The sequence below is a fragment of the Neolewinella antarctica genome (assembly GCF_011927835.1).
In the GTDB taxonomy this organism is placed as follows: domain Bacteria; phylum Bacteroidota; class Bacteroidia; order Chitinophagales; family Saprospiraceae; genus Neolewinella; species Neolewinella antarctica.
In genome coordinates this window covers 1-16,802 of record NZ_JAATJH010000008.1, presented here as the reverse complement: position 1 = coordinate 16,802, position 16,802 = coordinate 1, and the positions used below count along the sequence as shown (strand labels likewise).

Annotated in this window: 11 protein-coding genes; all 11 read right to left on the bottom strand. The window is 56.3% G+C overall.

Features of this window, described 5'->3' with window-relative positions; genetic code table 11:
* Positions 1–4: 4 nt before the first annotated feature.
* Complete coding sequence (locus GGR27_RS17380) at positions 5–343, bottom strand: hypothetical protein (RefSeq protein ID WP_168039704.1); 339 nt, start codon at positions 341–343, stop codon at positions 5–7.
* Positions 344–493: 150 nt separating this feature from the next.
* Positions 494–1,417: a delta-60 repeat domain-containing protein gene (locus GGR27_RS17375; RefSeq protein WP_168039702.1), complete on the bottom strand. Its 924-nt coding sequence runs from the start codon at positions 1,415–1,417 to the stop codon at positions 494–496.
* 307 nt (positions 1,418–1,724) lie between these two features.
* The gene (locus GGR27_RS17370) at positions 1,725–2,897 is read right to left on the bottom strand and encodes a hypothetical protein (RefSeq protein ID WP_168039700.1); all 1,173 of its coding nucleotides are present in this window, start codon (positions 2,895–2,897) and stop codon (positions 1,725–1,727) included.
* A 355-nt stretch (positions 2,898–3,252) separates the two neighbouring features.
* Positions 3,253–4,863, bottom strand: a complete 1,611-nt coding sequence (locus GGR27_RS17365) for a RagB/SusD family nutrient uptake outer membrane protein (protein WP_168039698.1) — start codon at positions 4,861–4,863, stop codon at positions 3,253–3,255.
* 17 nt (positions 4,864–4,880) lie between these two features.
* Entirely contained in the window at positions 4,881–7,961 is a 3,081-nt protein-coding gene (locus GGR27_RS17360; RefSeq protein ID WP_168039696.1) for a SusC/RagA family TonB-linked outer membrane protein, read from the bottom strand.
* Positions 7,962–8,362: 401 nt separating this feature from the next.
* Positions 8,363–9,853, bottom strand: coding sequence for a sulfatase family protein (locus GGR27_RS17355; protein WP_168039694.1), 1,491 nt, complete (start codon positions 9,851–9,853; stop codon positions 8,363–8,365).
* A gap of 21 nt (positions 9,854–9,874) precedes the next feature.
* Positions 9,875–11,446, bottom strand: a complete 1,572-nt coding sequence (locus GGR27_RS17350; RefSeq protein ID WP_168039692.1) for a glycerophosphodiester phosphodiesterase family protein — start codon at positions 11,444–11,446, stop codon at positions 9,875–9,877.
* A 428-nt stretch (positions 11,447–11,874) separates the two neighbouring features.
* On the bottom strand, positions 11,875–12,645 hold the full coding sequence (locus GGR27_RS17345; protein ID WP_168039690.1) for a GLPGLI family protein: 771 nt from the start codon (positions 12,643–12,645) through the stop codon (positions 11,875–11,877).
* 652 nt (positions 12,646–13,297) lie between these two features.
* The gene (gene galK / locus GGR27_RS17340; protein ID WP_168039688.1) at positions 13,298–14,482 is read right to left on the bottom strand and encodes a galactokinase; all 1,185 of its coding nucleotides are present in this window, start codon (positions 14,480–14,482) and stop codon (positions 13,298–13,300) included.
* Positions 14,483–14,669: 187 nt separating this feature from the next.
* Positions 14,670–15,746: an efflux RND transporter periplasmic adaptor subunit gene (locus GGR27_RS17335; protein ID WP_168039686.1), complete on the bottom strand. Its 1,077-nt coding sequence runs from the start codon at positions 15,744–15,746 to the stop codon at positions 14,670–14,672.
* A 1-nt stretch (position 15,747) separates the two neighbouring features.
* Positions 15,748–16,647 carry a TolC family protein gene (locus GGR27_RS17330; protein WP_168039684.1) on the bottom strand — a complete coding sequence of 300 codons (900 nt, stop codon included), beginning with the start codon at positions 16,645–16,647 and terminating at the stop codon, positions 15,748–15,750.
* Positions 16,648–16,802: the final 155 nt, after the last annotated feature.

Here is a 16,802-nt window from a genome sequence, read left to right as displayed (position 1 = left end):
GAAGCTAAATTAGCCACGGGTACCGTCGCCGCCGAAGCAGCCACCAGGTGCCGCTACGCAGCGACCGACCGACTGCATCAATTATCCGATAGTCAAATGACTGACCCGCATACCGCCGGTCAAACCGAACTCGGAACACCGGGCCGCTGACGGGGTTGGGGAACACGTCGATGGACTGGTTTGGAAGCAATTCTTTTGTGCCGACCACGTCCGGTAGCGAAAAGCGAGCCATACCGACGCCGCCGGGGAAAGTGGTGGGCGCGGCCAGGTAAAAGGAAGATTTACCTTCCGCGAGTAACGTGCTGATTCGTAGGTCGGGGAGTTGTTCCAAAAAGGTCGACACTAAATTAAATTTTAGTCCAGCAGAACGGCACCGGATGGGGCCGGATTGCCACCGTACGCGTCAAAGGTTCCAGATATCAATAGTTGTCCATTCGGTAATTGACCCAGAAAGTCAACGAAGTAAATAGCTTCGCCGGTGCGAATAAACCGATCACTCAGGTCGGTGAGCACACGGCCGTTCCCGCGGTAAGTAGAAGCTAAAGTCCCAACATGCTCTTACGTTGCCGTCCCGGTCGAGTAGCACGACGTCGCCCTGAAAGGACACGAGTACGGCGATGGTGCCGTCTTCACCGACGGCAAGATCCTCGGTCACGTAGTCGCTGGAGGAAGGTATTTGCGGGTCGAACGTACCGTCGACTACACCGTTGCTATCCAGCCGGAAGGCCGTTTGTTGGCGATCGCCGAGGTTTAATCCGGTGCCGAACACCAGCAGGTCGTTGGGGGATTGCGCAACCAGGGCATTGATATCTTCCGTCAGACCGGGGTCTCCGTCACCCTCGAATTCCAGGCCCGGAAAGTTGGGGTCCGGAGCGCCGTCGGGCAGCAGGAGCCGCACGCCGTAGCGGTTACAATTAACGTGCTGGTCGGAGGCGCAACGGACGTACGCGGTAAATAACTTGCCATTGCTTAGCTCAACCACTCGGTAGAAGTTCAGGCTATCTCCCCGGACGGGGGAAAAGGTATCGTCCAGGCTTCCGTCGGGGAGGAGCCGTAACAGGCTGCCCAGGTAGTCGCCCGTGGGGGACCGGAAATTTCCGGCAATCAGAATATTTCCGTTAGCAAGCTGGGTAATTTCGGAGGGCGCGCTGGCGATGCGGGCGTCGTAGGTAAAGCTACCGTCCAGGTCTCCGTTCGCTTCCAGCCGTACGAACCGGCGCACCGGCGCGTCGGAATAAATGGAGAAGGAGCCCGTTACCAGTAATTTGTCATCCGCCTGGGCTACGACGCTGGAGACTGCTCCGGGAGCGGCAAATATCGGTTGGAAGTTGTTGTCGGCCACCTGGGCATTCAGTAGGGTAGGTAGGGCGAGTAACAACAGGTATCCCGCTAGACAGGTAATAGGTCGAATGTCCACGTATAGGCGTTTTGGGTTGGACCAAAATAAGGTGCTTTTAATTGATTACGGTAAGGTCAAATCAATTTTGGGCGCGGTCGCGGGTGCAAGGGAAGTTAGGGAGGCGGTAGGTGGTAGTACGGACCTACCGCCTACTACCTACCCGCCTACAACCTCCCCCGTCTACACCCGGCACCCGCGACCGCGCACCCACGGCCAACTCGTCGAAGAGCAGCGTAATTATTATTAATCCACTCCGGCAGCAGCTCACATGCCACCAGCGAACTACCGGCCGCATTAAATGGAATGCTTATAATATGAAATTAATTCAAGTCTCGTCCGCCGCAAACAGTACGTTGCGGACCACCGAGCGGGAATCGGCCGAGCCACCGAGCGACCCCGAGAGAATGCCGACGGCCGCCAGAAAAAGCACCAGCCGTACGTGGGCCTCCACCGTGGAGCCGTCCTTGGCGGACGTCCAGGTACGCATCAAAGTATCGGGAAACACGAAGACGACCACCCCGTACATCAGCACGGCGAAGGCGACGAACAGCACCGCCAGCGTAAATAGTAGCGCCAAATAAGTCGCCGCCGCCGTCACCACCGAGCTTTCGGACGTATTACCGTGGCGCGTAGCCACCAAGCGAAACGAAAACGCCCGGTAAAGAACGAAAGATGCCATCGCGAAGGATGCCACCACGAAGACCGTCAGTTGGTCATTGGCCACCGAAGCGGCAAAATCCCAGGTCTCGCCACCGAAGATGAGCACGATGATGACGGACAGGGCCGTGGCGATCATCGTCGGCAGTTTCGTGGCGATCCGGATGGGGTTGGCCCGGAAGGCCCCCCGGAAAATACGCGGCAGGTTGCTGGCGATTTGCCGCAGTACGAACGACGCCCGGTTGTTGTCGGAAAACCGGTCGTTGGCCTCGGCGGGCAGGTTGGCGACGATGGTGGTGAACTGCGCGTCCGTAAACCGGTCCATCGCATCCAGGTCGGCGGGCACCCGAATGGAGGACAGGTAGTTTTGCGGGTCGCCGGCCCGGTAATCGAGGTTCAGCAGGCGGCCGAAACACTGGAGCATCAGGGTGCCGAGGCGGTCGGCGAGTAAGTCTTCATCTTCGTATTCGTCGGAGCCGTAGTCGGCCAGGCGGCGGGTGGAAATAATGGCGACGTTGGTGAGTTGGGAGGGCAGGGCCAGTAAGTAGGAAAAGGAAGCGGCGGCAATTTCCACCTCGGTGACGAGCAACAGAAAGGCCAGCTGGCGTTCCGTCTTTTCGTTGATACCGATCTGGATGAAATCCAGCGCTCGGTACCCGTGGTCGCCCGGGGTCAGGTTGGGGCCGTTGAACGTAAAGGAGCGAACGTTCAGCCGGGCCTCGCGCCGCAGCGCCGTGGTTAACCGTTCGGTGGCCCGCGTGGTGAGACGATTTAGCGCGGCGGTATCGTCACCGCTCACGTCGACTTTCATGATGCCTACTGTTATGGATCGATCGGTCATGGTCGCAAGGGGGGGGTGTAGGGCTAGAACTTAGGGGGGTGGGCTTTGTTCGTACCCAGTCCTCTGGCCTTGTTAATCGATAACGACACTCATGGGACCGAAATTGAATTCGGTTAAGGGTGTAAATAATCTAAGGAAGTAATACTTGAAAACTGACCTTACGCAACCGGATTATGTCACATGAATACTAAAAAACGCACAAGAGTAAGTAAACGGTGCTTGGGCGTAGCCGTACACCGATTTTTGTGCTTTTGTGGCGAAATAATCTGCGTAATATCAGTTAAAAAGAAAGATCGCGCCCCTGATCAAGGAGGCACGATCTTTCTATACCGGGAGGAATAAGTATGCTCCAGGTCTAATACCCATCATTCTGCGGATACCCCGCCCCCAGTAAATCCAAATCAATCTGCGCAATGGGGAAATTGATGTAGTAAGACTTCCAATTATCGCGCGGGTCCTTCTCTCCGAGGTTTGCGGGAAAGAATACTCCGTCACCGGCGTAAGTAGTGATTTGGCGGTCGATAACCTCCTGGCCCATGCGCTTTAGGGTGAACCACCGCTGGCCTTCAAAAGCGAGCTCGCGCGCACGTTCGTCCAGGATGGCCTGCTCGTCGACGCTCATGAGTGGTGCTGCTTTTGCCCGTTTCCGGACGGCGTTGATGTAGGGCAGCGGGTCGCCGGATGACCGCATGATGGCTTCCGCCGCAATCAGGTAAGTCTCCGCCAGGCGGTAGACCATAATGTTGCTTCGGTTTCGGTAAGAGTCAGGATTATCATCGTCCTGGGCGAACTTGATGCAGGAAGGATGTTGCCGCTGGTAGTACCTTTGGTAGGTATCACTGATGCTGTCCAGGTCCGTAACCGGCGCGTAGGTGTCAACTCGCTCACCAATGCGATCTCCCGAGGTATAGAAATAATTCAATCGGAAGTAAGTGTCGTCATCCCTGGTGTCGAGGGAGTCGGCGGCAAGCAAGCTCTGCAAATAACGATTGGGTAGTATTCGCGAGAAGCCCCGGCCACCCTGCGCTACGGTTGCTTCTATGCCAGAAATTTGAAAGTACTGCGTTACGTAGTTAGCGTTGATCATGGAGTTATTACCACCGCCGAGTAAATCGTCTTTTGCCTGGATGACGAACAAGGACTCCGAGTGGTTTCTTTCCCCCTCGAATACCTGGGCGGTGTTGGAGACTAACGAGTGAGGACTATCCGGACTTTCAATAACGTCCAGTGCCTGGTTCTTAGCTTCTTCCCAGTCGCCTTCCCACATGGCTACTTTGGCCTTCAGGTGTTTGGCCGTTCCTTTCGTTACCCGTCCGAAAGTATCGTTCCATTCTAAGTGCTCGATGGCGAAGTCGAGGTCGCTGTTCAGGACGGCGAAAATTTCTTCCTCGGAAGATTTATCGTTAACGACGTCGAACGCATTTTCCACCGTGATCGTCTCCGTGGATACGAATATATTATTATATAACCGGTAGAGGTAGAAATAAGAGTTTGCTCTAAAAAATTTAGCTTCGGCGAGGATTTGATTTCTCGCGTCCTCGTCCACGCCTTCGATAGCATCAGCGGCATTGATGATCTCGGTTGCTTTGTTAGTAATGTTATAGAAATGCTTCCAGAATAGGGTAGAGGCAAATCGGGCGCCGAGGTCTAAGGGGGAAATTCCACGTTGGTATCTGCCGATGTTTCCGACGTAGCCGGTCCGGCTAAACGCAAGATCACTTTTGGAGGACATGAATACGCTACCCATAAAGTCCTCTACGTCGCGATCGTACCGATCCCGGTTAAATTTGTATAAACTCACCACACCGGACTTTAAACCGTCCTCGGTTGTATAAATATAATCCGAGTCAATCAGCGTACTCGGTTGCTCTTCCAGGTAGTTCTGGCAGGACGTCAGGCCAGCGAGAGACCCGATCGCCAGTACCAGAAAACCCAACATGCTTGGATGAAATATTTTCGCTTTCATGTTATTATTATTTTTGATTAGAATTTAGCCCTCAGCCCAACGGTGAATGCCTGGGAGTCCGGATAACCGGTATCCGCATTCGAGAACGTGTTTCTGATATTCACTTCCGGGCTGTACCCGATGTAGTCGGTGCTCGTAAATAGGTTGGTACCCGTAATGTAGACCCTCAGTTGCTCCATGCGGATGCTGGTCGTTAGTGCATCCGGCAGGGTGTAGCCTACGCTTACCGTTCTTAACCGTAGGTAGGATGCATCTTTGACTGCCAGAGAGTTTAGGTCTTGGGGGGCGTTATCGAAATTAGCCCGGGGAAAGGTGGTGGACGGGTTCTCCGGTGTGTAGTAATCTACCTTGACGCCGTTCAGTTTCCCCTGAAGGGTGCCGCCGTTGTTGAAGTCAGAGGATAGAAACGGGTTCACCTTCGTAGCACCACTCACGGCGTAGAAATCCACGAACAAGTCAATCCCCCTGTAGGCCATGGTGCTGGAAAGGGAGCCAAACCAGTCCGGGTTCGGGTCGATGAACACCCTGTCTTCCTGGGTAATTATTCCGTCGGGCGATCCGGTCGGGTCGCCGTTGGCATCGACGCCGTTGGTATCCTTGATTCTAATGTCGCCCGGCCGGAGGTTGGGTTGGGGCCGTGCGGATTCCGGGTTGGACTGCGGTGCGCCGTCAAAATCGTCACCCTCCTGGAAAATCCCGTCGAACTCGTACTGGTAGATCACGCCGACGGGCTGGCCGACGAAGTAGTTGTAGGTATCGTCCGTGCGGATGGCATTACCATTGCCGTCGTCGTACAGTTCCAAAATCTTGTTGCGGTTGTTGGACCAGTTGGTCGACACCGACCAGCTGAAATCGTTCTTGTTGACTAGGTTGGCGGTCAGGCTCAACTCAATACCCGTATTCTGTAGTTCACCGGCGTTGAAAAAGGTGAACTGGTAGCCGGTCGTCGACGGTACGCCGCGCCGTAACAGCAGATCGGTCGTGCGGGCGTCGTAGTAGTTCACGTTACCCTCCAGCAATCTCTTGAAGATGGAGAAGTCCAAACCGATGTTCAGCGTAGTGATGCGCTCGAAAGTCAGGTTTGGGTTCGGTAGGATCACTGACGGTGAGTATCCAGAAGCGGACTGCTGGTCGAAAATATAGTTCTGCCCCTCGGCCGTAAAGAGCGAGGTATAGGCGCGGCCGAGGTCATTGACCAGCGCTCCGTAACTAACCCTGAGTTTCAACTCCTGAACAGCGTCGTTCCCGTCCAGGAAGCTTTCGTTGTGGATTTTCCACGCCGCGGAGGCCGCCGGGTTAAAGCTCCATTTGTTGTCGGCGGAGTTAACGGAAGCGCCGTCGGCCCGGGCGGTGAAGGTGAATAGGTACTTATTCATCAGATTGTACCGGGCCCGCCCCATAAAGGAAGCCAAACGCTGTTTGTTTTTATCGCGCTCGACCGTCACGTTACCAATGGCGTTGGTGATGCCGTCGTAGCCAAGGCTTTCGTTCGTGAAGCCGTCGGCTTGCGTGAAGGTCCGGCTGAACTGATTTTCCTGCGCGGACTGTACCAGCGTCACGTTGAACTTGTGGTCGGCGCTGATCTCCTTATCGTAGGTAAGGATGTTTTCTACCAGGTAAGATTCCCGTAGCTGGTTGTCGATCCGCGCGATGCCGTTGACGTCGTCTCCGGCCGAACTGAGGGAAGACTGATACTGCCCCCCTTCGTCGTTTCTCCGGGTGAAGTTGGTCTTGAGTTGGTACATCAGGTCTTTCGTGATCTGCCAGGTTGGCGTCACGTTAATGACGAAGTCATTCCCCTTCCGGTCGTTGGTCTGCTCCCGCAGGTTGAACAGTGGGTTGACGGGGGTATCCTCTTCACCACTCGGAAAGCGAGTCAAACTACCGTCGTCGTTGAATGCCCTGCCCAGGGGTGAGAACGTGATGACGTTCACGTTGGCCGCCCGCTGCGTGTCGTCGTTGAGGGCGTTCAGATCGAAGTTTACCGAGAACTTGTCGGTCAGCTTCTGGTCGACGTTCAGGCGCAGGGTCATCCGGGTGTAGTTGGACGTGGGGATGAGCCCCGACTCCTCAAAGTAGTTGAAGCTACCGAATACCTTAGTATTTTCCGAGCCGCCGCTGATGCTGATGGCCTGGCTGTTGACCACGCCCCGCTCGATCAGTTCTTCCTCCCAGTCGACGAACTGGTTGTTGGCGATGGATTCCAACTCGATTTCCGAAAAGATATCCGCATCGTCCAGAAACGTGTCGTCAGCGTTAGTAGACCGCACCGCTTCCCGCTTCAACTGGGCAAATTCTTGCCCGCTGTACACGTCGAAATTTCGCTCGATCGTTTTGGTCGTGAGGAAGCCGTGGTAGCTGACGGTCAGTTCCCCCGTCTTACCGCGCTTGGTGGTGATGAGCACGACGCCGTTGGCGCCCCGCGAGCCGTAAATCGCCTGCGCGGAAGCATCCTTGAGGAACTCGATGGAGGCGATGTCGTCGGGGTCGATGTCTTCGATGCCGCCGTCGCGGATAATGCCGTCCACCACGTAGATGGCACTAACGTTACCCTCGATGGAGCCCTGCCCCCGGAAGATAATGTTGGACGTGCCGCCGGGGCGCAGCGTACCGCCACCCACGTCGACTTGCAGCCCGGCCACCCGGCCCCGCAGCATCTCGTTGACGTCCGACGTGGGGGTCAGCAGCGCCTTGTCCATGTCCGTCGTTGCTACGGCGTTGACGAGGTCACTTTTCTTCTGCGTACCGTAACCCACTACGGTTACCAGGTCGAGTGTTCGGTTGTCGGTAACCAACGCCACGGTGATGGCGTCCTCCGAACTAGCAACTTCCTGGGTAAGGAAACCTAAGTAGGATACGAGTAGGCGCGAGCTGGCACTTTCCACGTTCAGTGAAAAGGTGCCGTCCACGTCGGTAATCGTTCCGTTGGACGCTCCTTTCTCCTGCACGGTCGCCCCGATTAGCGGAAAGCCGTCCTCCACGCCGACTACGGTTCCCGTAACGGTGACCTGGGCGTGTACTTGGCTCAGCGTGGATAAGCAAGCGAATAATATAAAAGATAATATTCTGAAAGTTCGAATGTGTATGATTTTTCGCATATACTTAGCTGCTATTATTTTCCGTCAGACGGCTTTAATTCTTTCTATCCGCTCGCACCGGTATTCGGAGAAAGCCCAGTAGGATGCCATAAAGGTAGACATATTAGGGTACATGTCGGGTCTCCGTTCCCGAGCTCAATACAAACCACATATATTAAAACCGCACCACTTTGCCGTACAAAATAGTGCGGAATTAATATTCTGTTCTCTTGGATTGGTTAAATTATCGGAGAACAACGGCTTCCGCACCTAAAGAATAAACCAAACTTAAAGCTGCGTTAACCTACCGTTAGTCGGTGCTCCGTCGAACTACGGGTAGTTATCGGCGGAATAACACGGACCGCGCTGCCCCATAAACTAATTACGGAGGCGATTGCCTGCATTCAACCCCGGGGTTAGCCTCAATACTTCTGTAAATTAGCCGCGCACCAATCCCGGTAAGCCGCCTCCAGTTCCTCCACCTTCGCGGGCATGCTCGCCGCGAGGTCGTCTCGTTCGCCCGGGTCCGTGTCCACGTTGAATAGCTTCAGGTTCAGGCTGTCGGAGATCGGTGCGATGTACTGCGCCGACGGCCGACTCTTCCAGTGGTTTTCGTTGGAGTTGGTTAGCTTGTATTCCCCCCGGCGCACCGCCCAGGTTTGCTGCCACTTCCAGACGAGCAGGCGGTCCGAATCCGGCTCGGAAAGCAGCCGCCCGTCGAGGGTGGCGTCGGCGAGCGTTATCCCCGCCGCCTTGGCCACGGTCGGTAGCACGTCGAGGGCGGAAACCATGCGTTTCTCGTGTGCCCCGGCCGCTACGTGCCCCGGCCAACTCACGGCCATCGGTACCCGAATGCCACCTTCCCAGAGTGAATACTTTCCGCCGGCCAGGGGAGCGTTGCTCGCTCCGGTCAGCGGTGATCCCCCGTTGTCCGAGATGAACACGACCAGCGTGTTTTGGTCCATACCGCTCGTTTCCAGCGCGTCGAGCAGCCGTCCGATGTTATCGTCCAGGCAGTGAATGTTGGCGAGGTAGTAGTTGCGCAGCGGCCCTTCCGAAATGTCGCCCACCCGCGAGTACTTATCGTAGTAAGCCGAGTAGGACCCCGTCACCTGTTTGCCGAAAGCGAGGCTGTCGGCGGGGTCGTAATTAGGGATGGCCGGGGCACCGTACATATCCAGGTACTTCTGTGGCACCTCGTGGATCAGGTGGTGGACGGCATTATAGGACAAGGTTAGGAAAAAGGGCTTTTCCTTGCGCTTCCCGTCGTTGAGGTAGCTAATCGCTTCGTCCGTTAAAATGTCGGTCAGGTAGCCCTCGTCGTAGCTCTTTTCGCCTTCGTTGTGCAGCAGTGGGCCCAGCACGGCACTGGTTCCGGAGGGGTCCGGCGTGCGGTCGCGCATCTCCGCGCTGTGGAGCCAGAAATCGTGGGCGTGGGCGTTGAAGCCGAGAAATTCGTCGTAGCCGTGGCGGAGGGGATACTCCCGTTTGTCGAACGCCGCGTGGAAGTTCCGGCCCAGGTCGTTCTTGCCGATGCGGGCGGTGGCGTAGCCAGCTTCCCGCAGGTATTCCGCCATGGTCTTTACGCTCTCCGGCAGCCCCGGCCCCCAGCTGGCGGGGCCGTCCCAGCGAAACTGGTTCTTACCCGTCAGCAAGCCCACCCGGGATGGGCTGCACACCGGGGCAGTAACGTAGGCTTGCGAATACACGGTGCCGGATTCGGCCAGCCGCGCCATGCTCGTCGTGTGAGCCGCCCCCTCGTAGTTGTCGAACGGGGAGAAATCAGCGTAGCCCTGATCATCGACGACGATCAAAAGCACGTTCGGCGGCGTCTCGGATGCGGAACTGCTGCTCTTTGGCGCGGTGCAGGAACAGACGCAGAGTAATATCGAAAGGAGCGTGATCGGCTTCATGGCGCAATGATTTATGTCTCGTTATTCGGCGGCAACTTGCCCCACCCGGTCGGGGTAATTAGTAATGTAACCGTCGATCCCCAGGTCCAGCAGCCGGCGGATGTCCCCGTGGCTGTTGACCGTCCAGGCAAAGATCTTGAAGCCCGCGTCGTGGAGTTCGGCGACGGACTCCGGGTTGAGGCTACCGAGGTAGGCGTTGATCGAGTACGCGCCAACTTCCTTGCCAACTTCCATTGCCGCGACGGGGGAGCCGTGGGGTAAAATACCAATTTCAATGCGGTCGTCGAGCGCCCGCATTTGTTTGAGCTCGTCGTGGCGGAAACTTGAGATGTGAAAGTCTTCGATCTTCCAACCTTGCTCCCGGATGGCTTCCTCAATGATGCGGTAGGTCGGCTCGGCCGTGCCGGGCCCCTTGAGTTCCACGTTGAGGCGCAGTTGTTTGTCCATCACCTTCATCGCGTCGCTGAGCAGCGGAATGCGTGAGCCATCGGAGAGCGTGAGTTGATTGAGTTCGGCCAGGGTGTAGTCCACAATTTTTCCTTCCGTCCCGGTGAGGCGCTTAAGGTCACCGTCGTGGAAACAAACGACCCGACCGTCCTTCAGCGTAAACACGTCGAGCTCGATCATGTCGGCCTTCAGTTCAACGGCCTTGCGGAAAGCATCCAGGGAGTTTTCGAGGGCGTAGCCGCTGGCCCCGCGGTGGGCGATGATTAAGGGGCGCGGCCGCAGGTGCAAAGTAGATACAACGGCAAAGTGATCCGAAGCGTACCGACCATCCACCGCATCCGTGAGCGTGGCGTAGTTAACGACCTCCACCCCGGGGCTGACCATCACGTAGTCGATCCGTCGCGTGGCGGCAACATCGTGCTTGAAGCCGGTAAAGGTGCCGACGGGGCCGAGGCGGATCGGTGCGGCGACGAAGGCATCGGTGAGCACCGCGGAAAGCTTTTGTAGGGGCGCGGTTTCCGGCGTGAGGTTCAAATCTCCGGTAACCACGAAGGGCAGACCGCCCTTGTTCAGCGAATCGACCATGGTGAGGATTAACTCGGCGCTGTTCTGGCGGGCTTGCTCCCCCACGTGGTCGAAGTGAGTGTTGAAAACGAAGAAGTCCCGGTCGCCGCCGCGCTCGGCAAACCGCCCCCAGGTAACGATGCGCGGCAGGGCGGCGTCCCACCCCGTCGAGACGGTGTCCGGCGTTTCCGAAAGCCAGAAGGTGCCGGAGTCTTTTACTCTTAGTCGGTGGCGGTTGTAGTACACGGCGGAATACTCCCCGGCGTGACCACCTTCCCGGCCCTCACCGATGCGGGCGTAGTCGGTGAGTCGCCCGTCGAGCCAGTCGACCTGGGCCGGGGTTCCCTCCTGGGTGCCGAGTACGTCCGGCGCGTGGAACTCTATTTGGGTGGCCAAAAATTCTTTTCGGTTCGGCCAGGCGTTTTCCCCGTCACTGGCCACGTCGAGCCGGACGTTGTAGGTCATCACCCGTAAACCCTGCTCTTCATCCGTACAACCCGGCACCTGCGCTGCGGCGCCCAAATGAAACAGCAGCAAGGTGCCGACGAGCAGGAAAAAACGGGAGTTAGCAAAAAGAGACATATGAATTAAATTTAATACAAAACGAACCGGACCCACAATTGTCAACTGCATTTTACGGAGCGGCCAGCCCGAACGTGTAGCCACGGCTAACGATACCCACAGAAATTGAACTCTCTACGGATACTTTTGCTCAGCGCTGCGCTAATTGAAAGGTCGAAGATACGCCGCGTCAGTGTCAGGGAGATAATCACCCCTTCCGAAGCCCTCGCGTTGGTGACTTGCTAGATTAATTTAATTTGTATTAAAAAGGTGCAGTGGTTTGCCGTATACTTCGATCTCTCCCGTAAACATCGTGGAAGGTAAGCGCCGCGGCGGGCACCCCATCACCTTGCCAGTCCGTCACTTTTCCAGTTAAAGTGTGTTGGGCGCTGACGCGGGTGCGGGGTAAAACGGCCAGAAGCAAGGCGATAAATAAGCCCAGGCACGGGCTAATAGCCGCGTTTGCGCTTGTAGTCGCTGATGATCGTCCAACGGTCCTTGATAATATCGTAATCGGATGCTGGATTGGTTAGCGTAACTTTTGTAGTTTCGGTAGAATTACTTTCAGCCCTTAGTAGATTGGCGATTACGTATTTTTCGTACTCCCGCAAAGTAGCTTCTTTACCATCTACGGGAGGTAAGATGCGCTGATCATTACCACTAACTTCGTTGAATGAGGACAGGGTATAACTAATTAAACCATCGTCAGATTCAATGCCAACGATCAACCCCGGTAACCCCGTAAAACGGTACGGCCCGAATGCGCTGGGGATGGTAGGGGCAAACCAAGCCGTGTACGTTCTTCCGCCAAAAGAACCCACTGCTTTGAGGGCGTCAACCCCCGCAATGGTACGATGCCCCTCCGACATCGACCAATTAATTTTGGGTATACTATCCGTAAATATAAAATTCCAGGGTTTAGGGCTACCGTAACTAACTTTATATTTCTGTACGCCGAGATTGAAGTTGGTATAAATCTTCATCCCCTCGGAATCTGGGTCTATCCATACCATGTTATTAGCGTCAACGTCAAAAAGAGCACTTTCCGTAGGCCAAGCATCCGTAGTGAAGGCGGCGGAGATATTGTCAAAAACTAGGGTAGTTGGTCCCGACCAGAGCTGACCGTTACCTGTTTTGAGTCTCGCTTCGTATTTAGCTTCGTAGGTTTGCGCGTGCACGGAGTTGACCCCCAGAAAAAGTAACAGAAAGATTATTTTCATAATTGCTCGTTATGCGAAGAGACTCGGGTCTGTATAACCGTTAATGACCGGTTTGCCCCAAAATACTCGTCAGGCGGCGGACGGGCGAGGTTTATGCGATTTTAACTTCTCGTTTATCTTGTAAACCACACTACTGGACATTTCAAATCGAACGCTTGGAGGACTCGAAACGCTTCGCTACGCTTTGGTTTCGAGACGCTCCAAGGTTCCAGAATCTTATTTGAAGACCTTGGAGCGCCCTCCGCCGTGAAGCCGAAGGTGAAATTGTTGAGGTCCTCCAAGCGTCCGGGAGAAGATGTCCGGTAGTATGGTCTAAAGCCCATCGCTTTACGTAGTCAAAGCTCAGGGACTCAGGCACGTCGTTCTTTTTAGGTACAACAACCTTGAATCTATGAAAAAATTGGATTAAGTACTCGGACAATATTAAACGTACATCTTGTAACCCTCTCCCCCGGCCCCTCTCCGAAGGTAGAGGGGAGACGAGGCAGCTCGCTACGCTCGTCAAAATGTTATAATAATATTGTCCAACTACTTAGGGTGATAAATTTATCGGCCCGCAAACTGCAGTTCATGAATAAAATGCTGGTGAAATACAAAGTCGTAACCTGCCCTTAGTCCTACTACCGTAGAAGATTTCAGCACGCGCGCGCAATCAACCGGAGTGGCCGGTTGGTGTGCTCGAGACGGGAACAAAGTTAGTCCCGGCGGCAAGCGTGACGGGATAGACGTCCGGCCAGCGACCAAATTCCCGGTGGTAAGCGTTTTTAATAAAATCAATAAAGTCCGCGGCGTCCGCTCGCCTAACCAAGTTAATGGTGCAACCGCCGAAGCCGCCGCCCATAATCCGGGCACCAACGGCGGAGCCCGAGAACACTCGGGTAGCCTGCTGCTGCAAATAGTCCACCTCCGGACAGCTCACCTCGTACGCGTTGCGCAAGCCCGCGTGGGTTTCGTTAAGGAGGCTGATGGCCAGATCGGCGTTGCCTTCCCGCAGTGCCCCGACCATTTTGATAACCCGCTGGTTTTCCCGAACCACAAAGCGAGCGCGCTGCATCGCAATCGGGGAGCAGGTGTCGGAAATATCCATTAATTGATCCAGCGTAGTCGCGCCCAAACTTTTCACGTCCGGGTAGTTAACTTGAATAGCCCGTAGCGCCTCCCGGCACTGAGCCACGCGGACGGGGTATTCACTGTTAGCAAGGTCGTGAGATACCAGGGAGTTAACGAGCAAAAAGGTATGATCCGACAGCTTATTAGTGATCACCCGGTAGTCGAGCGTCGTACAGTTAAGTAACAGCGGCCCGTCCGGAGAACCGTTGAGGCTGGCGAACTGATCCATGATGCCACTCGGAACCCCCAGGAACTCGTTACTACTGCGCTGCGTGAGGCGGGCGAGGTCGACGCGACCGAGGCCAGCCTGCACCAGCTCGTTGAGCAGAAAAGCGATGCCGCCTTCGAGCGCCGCGGAACTGCTCATCCCCGCGCCCGCGGGCAAATCGCCCCCGAAGGATAATTCCAGACCGGGCAACGTATAACCCAATTTCTGAAATTCCCGACCGATACCGGCGAGGTAATTAACCCACTGCCGGGCCCCGGGCCGATTGACGGGGAGGGGCAGGGTGGCCTCCTGACCAATGTCCAGTGCTTTGAGTTGCCAGTCGTTTTCCGGGATGCGGCGGGCGGCAAAGAAGATGCTCCGGTCGATGGCGGCGGGAAGCACCAGGCCACCATTGTAATCAGTGTGCTCGCCGATGACGTTGATGCGGCCGGGGGAGCGGACTACGTATTCCGGTGGGCCGGAAAGCGCGGCGGCGACTTGATTCAGGGTAGTTGACACGGGATTGACGTTTACTGATGGGGAGTGATCGGCTCGGCAATGATCCGCAAGATTATGGCGGAAAACAAGTATCGGGCGTAGATAAAGTGCTTTTACCCCATTGCGGATACGGTGGCGCAGCAGAAAGTAACGGCCGATCTCACCGGTAATATCCCGCATCACTTCGTGAAACGGTCTGAACCACCATTCACTCCCCCAGGTAATAAGCCCCTTCCGTCACCCAATTCCCGTCCGCACCGGCCGGCCGAAACGCCACGAAATCACCCACCAGCCGCGCCTCCGGAAGCAGCGTTTTTATCATATCCCCGTCGACTTCTCGGTAGCCAAAATACCGTTCTCCCTCCTTAACAACGCCGCTCAGGGGTAAACCCGTCAGTGTCCGCTCACCGGCCAGGATCGTCGCGTTGATGAACAAGCCGGGTACCAAACCCTCCGGCAGCTCCCCCCCGAAGTGACAGTGCACGTTGAGCGTGGCCGTTTCCGCATCCACCATAGGGTTGATCTTTTCGACGGTCGCCACGCCGCGCGTATCGTTGAAGGGCAGCGCAAACCGGACCCGCTGGCCCTTCCGCACGGCCGCCGCCTCGCGGGAAGGCACGCTCAGTTCCAGGTGGAGGTGGCTGGTGCCGGCGATCTGCATTAACTCATTAGTGGGCGACACCATCTGCCCCTGGTTGGTCGTCACGGAATGGACGTATCCACCGCCCGCCGCGTAAACGCCCACGGAAGACTGAAAAGCACCGTCGCTTTCCAGGCGGTCGACGTCGATCCCGTACTGTTGTAACTCCTGCTTCAGACCGGCGTAGGTCGCGTTGAGTAAGTCCACCTGGCTACGGGCCGCGTCGACGGTGGATGCAGTTGTGGCATCACCCGCGTTGAGGATATCCTGTCGCTCCAAAGCACGCTTCGCCGTGGCGAGCTGGACTTTCGTTTCCAGAAAAATGCGTTGGTTCTGGATCAGCTCAGGAGTGGAGATTCGTAATAACTGAGCGCCCTTTTTCACGTAGTCGCCGGGCAGGTATTTCAGGCCGGACACCTGGCCAGAGGTCCGGGAGTGGACGGAAATCAGGTCCGTCGGCGGCACTTCGATGGTGCCGGTACAGATAATTTCGTGGCCGGTCGTGCGCGTCTGCAACGGACCGATTTTGACCAGACCGGCATCGTACGTGGCGGAAACCTCCGTCGGGGCGGGCGGCGGCGCGATGTCCTCTTCACCGCAGGCACACAGAAGTAAGCACAGGAAAGCTAAGTAGATCGGTTTCATCTTAGAATTGGGTGTTGGCGAGAAAGCGGCGTTCCCGGATGAGTTGCTGGAGTTGGTGCAGCTGGCCGAGCCGTTCCCGCTGGTCGGTCAGCAGCGTTTCGGTTAGCTGGCTGAAGGTTAGAAAATCGATGGCCCCCTGGTCAAACTGTAGCCGGGCGATGCGCAGTAACCGGGCGTTACCGGTCTCCGTGGCCGCATCCGTCCCGACGATGGCGTCGCGCAAACGGCTGATGTTAACGTCAAGGTCATCGAGTCGCCGGTCGCGGCGCTGGCGGTAGCCGTCCGCTTCGTTGTCGAGTTGGGTGCGTTCGAGCTGATGTTGTTCACTGCGGACTTTGGCGGTGCGTCGGTCCAGTGGCACGGCCACGCCGAGGGTAAGTCCCTGAAAAGCGTATTCCTGTTCCAGGCTCTGAATGAAGTAGCCGGCGGAAATCTGCGGCTGGGTGCTGAGTTCGTTCTCCAGTGCGGATTCCCTTTGCAGCGTGCGCTTTTGGGCGCGCAAAAGTTGCTCGTAGGCACTGGCGGTGTCTCTCGTCATGTCGCTGGGCGGGATAATATCCAGGGGGCGCGGTCGCAGGTTCAGGGTGGGTGGCAGGAGCGCGATGGCACGCAGTTCCGTCTCGGCGGCTTGGTAATGACTGAGGGACAGCGCGCGTTTGCGGCGGGCGAAGTTGACTTTTTGCCGGAGTAACTCTTCGTCGATCGCGCCCAGCGTACCCGCCCGTTGCCGGATCGCAAGCCGGGGTTCCAGCGCGACGTAGCGCGCCAGTAGTGAATCCTCCAGGACCAGGGTGCTGACCCGGTAGCGCCATTCGTCATAAGCCACGGCCAGCCGGTACGCCAGCTCGTTGCGCACGATGCCGATGCGGGCTTCTTCCGTACCAATTCGCGATTCGACCAATTCTTTGCGGGAGGCCCGGTTGAACAGGTGGTCCAGGTTTTGTCGGACGTTAAATTGGTTATGCGAATCATGGGCTAAATAAGCTCTAATTCATCCATTCTGCCAAGGATTGCGGCTGTTATTTTACCAAATGTATGAACCAGTAACCCTTGAGT

Coding starts and splice junctions, on each gene's coding strand:
- GGR27_RS17370 (WP_168039700.1), bottom strand. CDS start 2,897: ATGACCGATCGATCCATAACAGTAGGCATCATGAAAGTCGACGTGAGC.
- GGR27_RS17365 (WP_168039698.1), bottom strand. CDS start 4,863: ATGAAAGCGAAAATATTTCATCCAAGCATGTTGGGTTTTCTGGTACTG.
- GGR27_RS17360 (WP_168039696.1), bottom strand. CDS start 7,961: ATGCGAAAAATCATACACATTCGAACTTTCAGAATATTATCTTTTATA.
- GGR27_RS17355 (WP_168039694.1), bottom strand. CDS start 9,853: ATGAAGCCGATCACGCTCCTTTCGATATTACTCTGCGTCTGTTCCTGC.
- GGR27_RS17350 (WP_168039692.1), bottom strand. CDS start 11,446: ATGTCTCTTTTTGCTAACTCCCGTTTTTTCCTGCTCGTCGGCACCTTG.
- GGR27_RS17345 (WP_168039690.1), bottom strand. CDS start 12,645: ATGAAAATAATCTTTCTGTTACTTTTTCTGGGGGTCAACTCCGTGCAC.
- GGR27_RS17335 (WP_168039686.1), bottom strand. CDS start 15,746: ATGAAACCGATCTACTTAGCTTTCCTGTGCTTACTTCTGTGTGCCTGC.